Genomic DNA, 11,923 nt, shown 5'->3' with positions numbered 1-11,923 from the left:
TGATCATGTCTAAAGAAACCCAACTAAAAGTTGAAGCAATCAAAAACGGCACTGTTATCGACCATATTCCTGCGCATGTGGGTATCAAGGTACTTAAGCTCTTTAGTATGGATAACTCGAACCAACGAGTGACAATTGGTTTGAATCTGCCTTCGTCAGCACTTGGTGCCAAAGATCTGATCAAGATCGAAAACGTCTTTATCAATGAAGATCAAGCTAACCAACTCGCACTCTATGCCCCGAAAGCAACCGTTAACCAAATTGAAAATTATGAAGTAGTAAAGAAACTTAACTTATCATTACCTGACTTTATTAGTGCGGTATTTAAGTGCCCAAATACTAACTGTATTTCACACGGTGAGCCGGTAAATAGTGGCTTTAAGGTACTGACTAAAAAAGCAGATATTCAACTTAAATGTAAATACTGCGAAAAAGTTTTCTCTCGCGAAATCGTGACAGAGTGCAATGCATAACTTTGTTATAAACAGCCCGTTAGCTTCATAGCGGGCTTTATTCATTAAATCTCAGCCACAAAATAACACAAAATACCAGCTAGGTATTATTTAGTGATAACCATCAAGTTTCTTCTGATTATTCCTTGTTATCATATCTGCATTAAATATCACGAAAAATGATTATTATTGCGATATAGAACAAATAAAATGCATAAAAAAGCAACAAGGAGCTGTCCATGAATGGACATGAATCACCACACGGGATCATCAGTCATTATTGCGAAAAAAACATGACAGCCGTTTGTAAACAATTATTACAAATGCACCATTTTTCTACTCAAGATCATATTCGCGACGCGCTAATTAAAGAGGGGTTTGATGATATCAGCCAATCTACCGTTTCACGTCTTCTCACTAAACTCAAAATAGTAAAAGCACCAAATGTCTATGGTAAACGGGTGTATTGTGTTACTGAAACCACCAATCCCACATATACTGATTCTGAGATCGCTTCACAAATTGAATTTGTTACTCATAATAAATTAGTGATTGTAGTAAAAACCCATCCGGGCTCTGCACAACTCATCGCTAGAATTATTGACCTTAATCCCCATCAAGAAATTTTAGGCACCATAGCTGGCAATGACACTATTATGGTTGCACCTCGCAATATTGATCGGATCCGTGATTGTGAACAAGCCGTTTGTCTAAGTCTTGGGATGATATAAAAACGTTCTAATCAGCTTGAATCTTCCTGACTTAGCCCCCATAACACCATCAATCAGATAGCGTGACGTGTCACTTACGCTATAACAATCAAAAAAATATAAGTAAGGGTAAACAATGACTAAGGTTCTTCATACAGAGCAAGCTCCTGCAGCAATCGGTCCATACGTACAAGGTGTTGATCTTGGTAATATGGTGCTAACTTCCGGTCAAATCCCTGTAAACCCTGCAACAGGTGAAGTACCGGAAGCAATTGCAGCGCAAGCTCGCCAATCTTTAGACAATGTAAAGGCGGTAGTGGAATCTTCAGGTCTTCAGGTTTCTGACATTGTTAAGATGACTGTTTTTGTTAAAGATCTAAATGACTTCGCTGCCGTTAACGAAGTGTATGGTAACTTCTTTGATGAGCATAACGCACCTTACCCAGCACGCTCTTGTGTTGAAGTTGCACGTTTACCAAAAGATGTAAAAATTGAAATCGAAGCGATTGCTGTTCGTAAATAATCGTTGCTAATAAACGTTTCATTGCATCTTAATTTGCCATAAAAAAAGCTGCTAACGGGATCTCGTTGGCAGCTTTTTTATTCTTAAAACAACACTAATTACTTAGTGGCAAAAGCAAACACTTGACTAAACCATGCCGTAAATAACTCAGGCTGAGTCTTTAGCGTTTGTTTAATCGTCTCTTCAGACCACCAGCGATAATCCATCACTTCATCAGCGTTAGGAACAACCTCTATCTCGCCAGCATCAGCCACCAGCACATGATCGAGCTCATGCTCAAATAATTGGTTATCAAGCTCTGCGTAATAACAGAAGTGACCAATATCAGATAATGAAGTCACTTGCGTGATCCCCATTTCTTCAGCTAATCGTCGTATCCCTGCTTGCTCTATCGACTCATATTGGCGAGGGTGTGAACAACACGTGTTAGTCCACAACCCACCACTATGATATTTGTGCAACGCGCGTTGATGAAGTAAGTATTCACGACCAGACGTGGTATTTCGATATAACAAAACCGAAAAAGCCAAATGCAAAGCACCTTGTTTATGTGCTGCCATTTTCTCTTGTAAGCCTTGAAATTCACCTTGGCTATCAACCAAGACTACATATTCTTCAGTCATCACTCTTTACTACTGTTATAAATTACCCCCTGATATTCAGGGATTAAAATAAAACAAGGACATGTGATAAACATGTCCTTGTTTATTAATACTTACGAAACAAATAAATTAGCGTTTACTACGTTCACTCGCTTCTGCATTAAGCTCTGCTAATTTTTCTTCCATGACATCATGACAACGGCTAGAGAGACTGCGAACATCTTCTTTTGTTAAGCCATCAGTTGAAATCGGCTTCATCACTTCAACAATCACTACACCGTTATTCCAACGATTTAAGCTAACATGATCCGTTGAGCTACAAACAATCGGTACAACGGGAACATTCGCACCAATTGCAGCATGAAAAGCACCGGTTTTAAACGGTAATAAACCACGACCACGAGAGCGAGTGCCTTCAGGGAACATCCACACTGAAACTTTGTTTTGCTTAATTTTATCGACAACTTGACCTATGGTACCCACTGCTTTGCTGCGGTTTGCACGATCAATTAAGATGTTACCCGTGATCCAGTATAGCTGACCAAATAACGGTAACCATACTAAACTTTTTTTACCCACTGTAACGGTACGAGGCATGATTGCACCAGAAACCGTAAAAAGATCATAATTATTCTGGTGGTTCGCAATATAAATAGCAGAGCCTACTTTTTCAGCACCCTCTGCGTATCGGAACTCTAATTTGATCCCTAGTACACGTGACATTTTGCTAAACAAACGTCCAAAGGTATAAACGTGTTTAGGGTTACGTGGGCTTAATAAACAATATCCGCAACCAAAAATAAACGTCACGATAGCAAAAATTGCGATAGCAAATATCCGCAAAACAAAAATCATTCTAGCTCTCCTCAGCGTACAAGCGTTCGCTAGTATACTCACAGCAAGAGAAAATACACGTTTTATGTGTATTCTTTACTCACTTGTTATTCGCTTATCAATAGAAACGATACGCACAGCTTAGATCAAAAAAGCCCTCAACTTGAGGGCTTTGAATAGCGCATCAGAAATAACTATTCCGATGGAACGTCAGAAGATTGCTCGTTTGGTGAATCAATCTCCATCCGTGTTACTCGCTGTAAGCCTCGAGGTAACATCGCTCCTCGACGTCCACGCTCACCACGGAAATTATCGAGATCCGACGGTTTCAATCCTAGTTTACGTTTGCCCGCATAAAGAGTGACATGGGTATCTGCACTAATTACCGTTAAGTAGGATAAGAATTCTTCACGCGCTTTTGAACGTGCAGATGGAATGTTGATGATCTTGTTACCCTTACCTTTCCCCAGTTGCGGTAAATCTTTAATTGGGAACAGTAACATTCGACCTTCATTGGTAATGGCTAATATCTGATCATTCTCAATATCAGCAACAGGCTGTGGCGGCAGCACAGCAGCATTTTCAGGTACCGTTAATAAGGCTTTACCACTCTTATTTTTCGATACCATATCTGTGCTCTTACAGATAAATCCGTAACCTGCATCCGATGCCATTAACCAAATTTGATCGTCTTCTGCCATTAACACTTGGCGCATATTTGTGCCTGGAGTTAAATTTAAACGCCCCGTGATAGGTTCACCTTGGCTACGCGCAGATGGCAAGCTATGTGATTCTAACGCATAGCTACGTCCATCAGAGCCTAAGAAAATCGCAGGCTGATTACTCTTACCGCGAGCATGCGCAAGGTAACTGTCACCCGACTTATAGTTTAGCGTGCTCGGATCTACCTCATGCCCTTTAGCATGACGGATCCAGCCTTTCTCTGATAGTACAACGGTGATCGCCTCACTTGGGATCAAGTCACGTTCAGTTAATGCTTTCGCTTCTTCTCGTTCAACTAATGGCGAGCGGCGATCATCACCGTACTTCTCAGCATCAGCGAGAATTTCTTTCTTAATTAAAGTATTTAAGCGACGCTCAGAGCCAAGTAACTTTTCTAGTTGCTCACGCTCTTTGGCTAATTCGTCTTGCTCTGCACGGATCTTAATTTCTTCAAGCTTGGCTAACTGACGCAGTTTAATTTCTAAAATTGCGTCTGCTTGAATCGCTGATAAACCAAAACGTGACATGAATTCTGCTTTTGGATCTTCCTCATTACGGATGATCTCAATCACTTCATCAATGTTAAGGTAAGCGGCCAGTAAACCTTCTAAGATATGTAGGCGTGCATTCACTTTATCTAAACGGTACTGTAAACGACGACGTACTGTTGTACGGCGATATTCCAGCCATTCAGCAATAATCTCCACTAAACCTTTAACTTGTGGACGACCATCTAGACCCAACATGTTCAAGTTCGCACGGAAGCTCTTTTCAAGATCCGTTGAAGCAAACAAGTGATTCATCAACTGCTCGCAATCAATACGGTTAGAGCGTGGCACAATCACAATGCGAGTTGGGTTTTCGTGATCGGATTCGTCACGTAAATCCTCAACCATTGGCAATTTCTTCGCACGCATTTGGCTAGCGATTTGCTCAAGCAGTTTTGCACCTGACGTTTGGTGTGGCAATGCGGTAATAACAATATCACCGTTTTCTTTGTGCCAAACCGCGCGCATTCTAATACTGCCTCGGCCACTCTTATAGACTTTCTTTAAGTCAGCTTTAGAGGTAATGATTTCCGCTTCAGTTGGGTAATCAGGGCCTTGAACAAACTCCATTAGCGCATCAAGATCTGCCTTTGGATTTTCAATCATGTGTACTGCTGCATTGGCAACTTCACGCGCATTGTGCGGTGGAATATCAGTTGCCATACCAACAGCAATACCCGTTACGCCATTAAGCAAAATATGCGGCAGACGTGCAGGTAACATCTTAGGCTCTTGCATTGTACCGTCAAAGTTTGGTACCCAATCTGCGGTGCCTTGGCCTAATTCAGACAGCAACACTTCAGAAAATCGAGACAAACGTGATTCGGTATAACGCATCGCCGCGAATGATTTCGGATCATCCGGAGCACCCCAGTTACCTTGACCGTCAACCAGTGGGTAGCGGTAAGAGAAAGGCTGTGCCATTAATACCATGGCTTCATAACAGGCAGAATCACCATGAGGGTGATATTTACCTAATACATCACCCACCGTACGGGCTGACTTTTTATATTTTGCCGTTGCACTTAAACCCAGCTCAGACATCGCATAAATAATACGGCGCTGTACGGGTTTAAGGCCATCACCGATAAACGGTAAGGCACGATCCATGATTACATACATGGAGTAATTTAAATAAGCGTCTTCAGTAAACTTCCTAAGAGGAAGCTGTTCAACGCCATCCATTGAGACATCAGTCATCGTTAGATAATCCGTCTTTAATTTTGCTTATCTGCCAGTTATTACTAGCAGATGAAATAGAGTAAAAAGCTGATCACACTTCAGCCATATCGCCTTTGCTTTGCAACCAGTGACGACGATCTTCAGCACGCTTCTTACCAAGTAGCATATCCATCATTTCGTTGGTTTCACTGTCGTCATCAATCGTTAACTGCACTAAACGGCGAGTATTCGGATCCATGGTCGTTTCACGCAATTGCAATGGGTTCATCTCACCCAGACCTTTGAATCGCTGAACATTAACCTTGCCACGCTTACCTTTTAGGCGATCAAGAATACTGTTTTTCTCAGCTTCATCGAGGGCGTAGTACACTTCTTTACCCAAATCGATACGGTACAAAGGAGGCATTGCAATAAACACATGTCCGGCACGTACTAAGGTTTCAAAGTGCTTCATAAATAACGCACACAACAAGGTAGCAATGTGAAGACCATCGGAGTCCGCATCCGCAAGGACGCAGATCTTACCGTAACGTAGCCCACTTAAATCATCACTATCTGGATCAATACCAAGTGCGACCGAAATATCATGGACTTCTTGAGAGGCAAGGACTTGATCGGCTGACACCTCCCACGTATTTAAAATTTTACCGCGAAGTGGCATGATCGCTTGGAACATACGATCACGAGCTTGTTTCGCCGAGCCGCCCGCCGAGTCACCCTCGACAAGGAATAATTCAGTGCGATTAAGATCTTGTTGTGAACAGTCTGCTAACTTACCAGGCAGTGCTGGGCCTGATGCAATTTTCTTACGTACCACTTTTTTGCTTGCACGCATACGACGGTGCGCATTTGCAATACAGACTTCTGCTAATTGCTCTGCCAGTTGTGGACGCTCATTAAGCCATAAGCTAAAGGCATCTTTTACCACACCAGAAACAAACGCCGCACATTGACGTGACGATAAACGTTCTTTGGTTTGACCGGCAAATTGTGGATCTTGGATTTTTACCGACAAGACATACGCACAACGATCCCAAATATCATCAGCCGTTAATTTCACGCCTCGTGGCAATAAATTACGGAACTCACAGAATTCACGCATCGCATCTAACAAGCCCTGACGCAGACCATTAACGTGAGTCCCCCCTTGCGCTGTTGGGATCAAGTTAACATAACTTTCAGTGATCAATTCGCCACCTTCAGGTAGCCATAACAGCGCCCAATCAGCGGCTTCTGTTTGCGAACTGAACACACCAGTAAATGGTTCTTCTGGCAGTAATGTATACCCTTTTACACCTTCAGCAAGGTAGTCTTTTAAGCCATCTTCATAGCACCAACGAATCGTTTCATCAGTAATTTTATTGGTGAATACAATTTCTAAACCAGGGCATAACACTGCTTTAGCTTTTAGATTGCTCTTCAGGCGGGAAACTGAGAACTTGGCACTGTCGAAATATTTTGGATCTGGCCAAAAGTGAACACGTGTGCCTTTTGCGCGACGGCCACAAGTGCCTATCACCTCAAGCTCTGAGACCTTATCGCCATTTTCAAAGGCAATTTGATACACTTGACCATCACGTTTTACCGTGACTTCAACACGCTTAGAAAGGGCGTTTACAACCGAGATACCTACCCCGTGTAAACCACCTGAAAATTGGTAGTTTTTACCAGAAAACTTACCACCGGCGTGAAGCTTACATAAAATAAGTTCAACCCCTGATACACCTTCTTCAGGGTGAATATCAACAGGCATACCACGACCATCATCAACCACCTCTAATGATTGATCGGCATGAAGGATCACTTCAACTTTACGGGCATGTCCAGCCAATGCTTCATCGACACTGTTATCGATAACTTCTTGACCTAAGTGGTTAGGTCGAGCCGTGTCGGTATACATACCGGGACGGCGGCGTACTGGCTCAAGGCCATTAAGAACCTCAATGGCTCCAGCGTTATAGCTTTGATCTGTCATATCACGGAAATTTACGGGAAAGTTTTGAAAATAATAGTCAGTAACCCAGCGCTATATGTCAAGTTCTGGGACACATGAAGGCTCATGACTGTGAGTAATGATGTTATTTACAAGAACATCAGATAGAACATGTCATAGAAATATAAGTAATATCAGAAAACATATCGCGACACAGAGTCACTCGCGAATGCTAAACATGGCAGCATTCTACCAGTTATAATTCTAAGAATTGGATAATTGATGCAGGAAATCGTTCAAAATTGACAAAACTATGATCCCCATTAGGTTCAACGGTCAATTTTGATTCAGCATATTTCATTATGGATTGGCGATAATCTAATACTTCATCACCTTCTTGCAATAGCACCCAAAAACGTTGTGGAGCATGTAATGTCGCCACATCTAGTTGCTGCAATTGCGCCATATGCTGGGGAACAAGTACATAATTTTCGCCACTATATGGATTCTGCTGGGGTCCTAAATAATCAACTAACAACTCATAAGGTTTTACTGCTGGGTTAATTAATACCGCAGGTAAAGCAAACCGTTCACTTAACCAAGTACATAAATACCCACCTAATGAACTCCCTACTAAACCTATCTTGTACTCGTCTTTGCAGCGAAGGATCAACTGTTCAAGATAAACCTGCGCTTCTTCAGGGTAGCTCGGTAGTTGCGGCATCACAACCTTAATATCAGGTCGATGGTTTGCACAATACTGCGCCATTTGCTGCGCTTTTAATGATTGTGGCGAGCTATTAAAACCGTGCAAATAAATCAATAGTGATGCCATTAATACCCTGCTGAATCAAAAGTTGGTTGGAATACATCACCTTCAAGACGTTCAACGTGAGTAATAATATCCCCTGTCGCGGTTAATTCTAAATAACGCCAACCTGGGGTTACTTGATCTAATGCAAAATCATCAGAATCGGGTAGAAATTGAATACACGTCGAAGGTGTCGCTAGCACTCTGACATCACGATGAATACGATCCAACTCTTGATGAATATGACCGCATAAAATAGCTTTTACTTGAGGATGTTTATCAATGACCTGCCACAGCGCATCACTATTGTGTAACTGATGCTGATCAAGCCATGCGCTCCCCGCGGGTAACGGATGGTGATGAAGTAATACCAACGCATGTCGCTCAGGGTGTAGCGATAAAGCATGATCAAGTAGTGCTAATTGATGATGAGATAATTCGCCATGTGGAACACCAGCCACTTGGCTATCAAGTAGGACAACTTGCCAATGATCACCGACCAATATTTGTTCACTATCTTTAATTTGTTCAGAAGGTAATATTGATGCCATGGTTGGTTGGTAATCGTGATTGCCCGGTAACCAAAAACACGGTTGTTCCCAACGAGCAATGCCTTCAGCAAAACGTTGGTAGGAATCAGGAGTGTGATCTTGGGAAATATCTCCCGTTGCAACAATTGCATCAAATTTACGCGTAGAAGCATCTACCGCATTAAGGACGGCATGAAAGCTCTGTTGAGTTGCCACACCAAGCAGAGCGCCTGATTCATTGGCAAACAAATGAGTGTCTGTAATTTGAAGAAGAACCACACTATCAGGGTTCGTCTGTGGCAGCGAATAGGTCTGCAAAACGTCAAAAACCTTGTCTTTTAATCAATCAAAAACAGTTAACAAACAGATTGGTTACTGATCCCACGGCGTAAACAATGGTTTAACCAATCGCCTAAAAAACGATTTACTTGATGTTTCTCATCTTTCTGATGCATACGCAAGTTAGGATAATCATATATTGGCTTTAAACGAGAAATCTGTTGAGCGGAACACACTTCTGCGACTCTAGCATCATGATAAAGCCTTACTGTTAACGCTGGCGATAAATAATCGACAACATCTTGATCACTCTTTAACCCTAGAGAAATCATCGTAGTATAGCGTGTGGATTCTATTATTTTTAAGCGATATATATCATCACACACTCGATAAAACCTTTCATCACCCACTTCGTCACTACGAGGTAATAACGGGAGCAACTTAGCATAATTGGTTTCATACAAGCGCATTAGGCTTGATAAATCGACAGAGTATCGAGAGTTCAATGACAAAATCCTTTAAATAGTTACAACCTTTTATTGGCCTATTGCTGTAACTGTAAATAATGAAGCTGTAACCATTGTAAGGCAATAATCGAGGCTGCATTTTCAATTTTACCAGATTCTACCCACTGATAGGCCTGTGTTCTTGACACAACATGCACCCGAATATCTTCACTTTCTTCAGCTAAACCATGAATACCACTCGCTGTTGTGCTATCAACAGTGCCAACGAATATATCCAGCATTTCAGAACAACCACCTGAGCTTGATAAATAACGCGTCACTTTTTGAAGTTCAGTGACGGTTAGCCCCGCCTCTTCAACAGCTTCTCGTTTAACGACCTCTTCTGCAGATTCACCTTGGTGATCAATCATGCCCGCGACAATTTCTAACTGCCAAGGCTCACAGCCAGCCGCCATCGCACCGACACGAAATTGTTCAATTAAAACAACCTCATCAGTGACTGGATCATAAGGTAATAAGGCGGCGGCATGCCCACGTTCAAACATTTCTCGATTGACCGTATCGCTCCATCCGCCTGCAAAAAGTTTATGACGAAAACGGTATTTCACCATTTTAAAAAAGCCATTGTAGACAATATCTTTCGCCTCAACTTTTACATCATCCACACCAAACTGCAGTGGACTTTTCTCATTTTGGCTCATCATTATTCCCTTGTATAAATAAAGTGCGCTAGCTCGCAATAATTAACAGATAATCATAACAAACAGAGAAGGTTAGCTATCTTTTCATTCAATCAGATTATCAGCAACGTTTAACTTCAACAAAATTAATAAATATTACATTTTTTTTTAAACCAAATTGATAAGAGTTTAAATTTCCACCACCATAAATAAAAAATAAACCATCATATTTAGGTAAATTTTTGCAATGATCAGTTTCAAGCAAGGCATGTTGAGGTAAACTACAATTTGTAATTATATTTTTAGCTCCCATTTTGTCAGCAAGACCAGGAAAGGCATCCATGAAAAAATTGCTTCCAATCGTTATCAGCCTTGCATTTGGCTCACTAAGTCAATCAGCTCTTGCTGATGATCTCGCTCAAATTTATCAGCAAGCAAAACAAAATGATCCACAACTTCTAAAAGCTGCAGCAGATAAAGATGCAGCATTTGAAGCAATTAACTCATCTCGAAGTACGTTACTACCGCAGATTAACTTAAGCGCGGGCTACAATACTTACCATTTAGATGCCAAAGACAAAAATACAGATGGATTTGTTGGCGGTCTTCAGCTTGACCAAGAGATTTATAATCGCTCAAGCTGGATTGGTTTAGATGTATCAGAAAAAAAAGCCCGTCAAAGTGATGCTGCATACTCAGCTGAGCAACAAGGCTTAATTCTTCGTGTCGCACAGGCTTACTTTAATGTTTTAGAAGCCAAAGACGATCTGAGTTTTGGTGAGGCCGAAAAGAAAGCTGTAGGCCGACAACTAGAACAGATGAAACAGCGCTTTGAAGTGGGTCTATCTGCCATTACGGATGTCCATGACGCCCAAGCACAATACGATAAAGTTGCAGCTGATGTGATTCTAAAAGAAAATGCAGTCGCAAATAGCTACGAAGAACTGCGTGAAATTACAGGCCGTGAGTACACCTCTCTGGATGCCTTGAACACCAAGACTTTCTCCGTAACGCCATTACAACAATCACCTGATACGTTTGTAAAAACAGCTGAGACTGACAACCTATCATTATTGGCGTCAAGAATTGGTCAAGATATCGCAAGAGACAATATTTCACTTGCAGAATCAGGCCATCTACCAACCTTATCGTTCACTTCAGGTTATCAATATAATAAGTCAGGACCGGGCACTCCAGATCCAGATCAAGGTTCTTTGACTGCAGGAATTCAGTTAAACCTTCCAGTCTACTCTGGTGGTAATATCAGCTCTCAAGTAAAACAAGCGCAATACGCATATGTTGCCTCTAGTGAAGAGCTTGAAGGCCAATACCGCACAGTTGTGAAAGATGTACGTAACTATTACAACAACATTCATGCCGCTGCTGGTTCAATAAAAGCATACAAACAGCTCGTTATTTCAGCTAAATCAGCTTTAGAAGCAACAGAAGCGGGCTTTGATGTGGGTACGCGTACTATTGTTGATGTTCTTGACTCAACAAAGAGCCTCTATTCAGCAAATAGCCTATTAGCTAATGCTCGTTATAATTATATTCTTGCACAACTACAGCTAAAACAAGCGGTAGGTACCCTGAGTGAGCAAGATATTGTTGATATAAATAAAGGCTTAATTAAACAATAAGTTTTAATC

13 protein-coding genes are annotated in these 11,923 nt (G+C 41.5%); 4 read left to right on the top strand and 9 right to left on the bottom strand.

Annotated elements, in window-relative coordinates; genetic code table 11:
* The first annotated feature begins 5 nt into the window (after window positions 1-5).
* The 3 genes from pyrI to C9J38_RS14290 all read left to right on the top strand — a co-directional run bounded on the left by pyrI (window position 6) and on the right by C9J38_RS14290 (window position 1,685).
* Window positions 6-473: an aspartate carbamoyltransferase regulatory subunit gene (gene pyrI / locus C9J38_RS14300; RefSeq protein ID WP_107207673.1), complete on the top strand. Its 468-nt coding sequence runs from the start codon at window positions 6-8 to the stop codon at window positions 471-473.
* 218 nt (window positions 474-691) lie between these two features.
* Entirely contained in the window at window positions 692-1,183 is a 492-nt protein-coding gene (locus C9J38_RS14295; protein ID WP_107207672.1) for an arginine repressor, read from the top strand.
* A 115-nt stretch (window positions 1,184-1,298) separates the two neighbouring features.
* Entirely contained in the window at window positions 1,299-1,685 is a 387-nt protein-coding gene (locus tag C9J38_RS14290; RefSeq protein WP_107207671.1) for a RidA family protein, read from the top strand.
* 98 nt (window positions 1,686-1,783) lie between these two features.
* Here the strand turns inward: C9J38_RS14290 and idi are convergent, their stop codons facing one another.
* From idi to C9J38_RS14245, 9 genes are all read right to left on the bottom strand, one after another.
* Window positions 1,784-2,308: an isopentenyl-diphosphate Delta-isomerase gene (gene idi / locus C9J38_RS14285; RefSeq protein WP_107207670.1), complete on the bottom strand. Its 525-nt coding sequence runs from the start codon at window positions 2,306-2,308 to the stop codon at window positions 1,784-1,786.
* A 108-nt stretch (window positions 2,309-2,416) separates the two neighbouring features.
* On the bottom strand, window positions 2,417-3,142 hold the full coding sequence (locus tag C9J38_RS14280; RefSeq protein WP_107207669.1) for a 1-acylglycerol-3-phosphate O-acyltransferase: 726 nt from the start codon (window positions 3,140-3,142) through the stop codon (window positions 2,417-2,419).
* 173 nt (window positions 3,143-3,315) lie between these two features.
* Entirely contained in the window at window positions 3,316-5,592 is a 2,277-nt protein-coding gene (gene parC / locus C9J38_RS14275; RefSeq protein ID WP_107207668.1) for a DNA topoisomerase IV subunit A, read from the bottom strand.
* Between the two features lie 73 nt (window positions 5,593-5,665).
* A complete protein-coding gene (parE, locus tag C9J38_RS14270) occupies window positions 5,666-7,549 on the bottom strand; it encodes a DNA topoisomerase IV subunit B (RefSeq protein WP_105059453.1) in 1,884 nt (627 codons plus the stop codon).
* Window positions 7,550-7,763: 214 nt separating this feature from the next.
* Window positions 7,764-8,342: an esterase YqiA gene (gene yqiA / locus C9J38_RS14265; protein WP_107207667.1), complete on the bottom strand. Its 579-nt coding sequence runs from the start codon at window positions 8,340-8,342 to the stop codon at window positions 7,764-7,766.
* Window positions 8,342-9,166 carry a 3',5'-cyclic-AMP phosphodiesterase gene (gene cpdA / locus C9J38_RS14260; RefSeq protein ID WP_107207666.1) on the bottom strand — a complete coding sequence of 275 codons (825 nt, stop codon included), beginning with the start codon at window positions 9,164-9,166 and terminating at the stop codon, window positions 8,342-8,344. Before cpdA ends, yqiA begins: the two co-directional genes overlap by 1 nt.
* Window positions 9,167-9,204: 38 nt before the next feature.
* Window positions 9,205-9,633, bottom strand: a complete 429-nt coding sequence (locus tag C9J38_RS14255) for a DUF1249 family protein (protein ID WP_107207665.1) — start codon at window positions 9,631-9,633, stop codon at window positions 9,205-9,207.
* 38 nt (window positions 9,634-9,671) lie between these two features.
* Window positions 9,672-10,295, bottom strand: coding sequence for an ADP-ribose diphosphatase (gene nudF / locus C9J38_RS14250; protein WP_107207664.1), 624 nt, complete (start codon window positions 10,293-10,295; stop codon window positions 9,672-9,674).
* Between the two features lie 100 nt (window positions 10,296-10,395).
* Entirely contained in the window at window positions 10,396-10,617 is a 222-nt protein-coding gene (locus C9J38_RS14245) for a hypothetical protein (protein WP_107207663.1), read from the bottom strand.
* On the opposite strand from C9J38_RS14245, the gene tolC reads away from it, so the two are divergent.
* Window positions 10,616-11,914 (top strand): outer membrane channel protein TolC, encoded by a 1,299-nt coding sequence (gene tolC, locus C9J38_RS14240; RefSeq protein ID WP_107207662.1) that lies wholly within the window; start codon window positions 10,616-10,618, stop codon window positions 11,912-11,914. The two genes, C9J38_RS14245 and tolC, sit on opposite strands and share 2 nt — an antisense overlap.
* Window positions 11,915-11,923 lie beyond the last annotated feature (9 nt).

The sequence above is a fragment of the Photobacterium sp. GB-210 genome, from assembly GCF_003026075.1.
Taxonomy (GTDB): domain Bacteria; phylum Pseudomonadota; class Gammaproteobacteria; order Enterobacterales; family Vibrionaceae; genus Photobacterium.
Note: the sequence above shows the minus strand (reverse complement) of the source record. Positions and strands in the feature narration are given on the sequence as shown.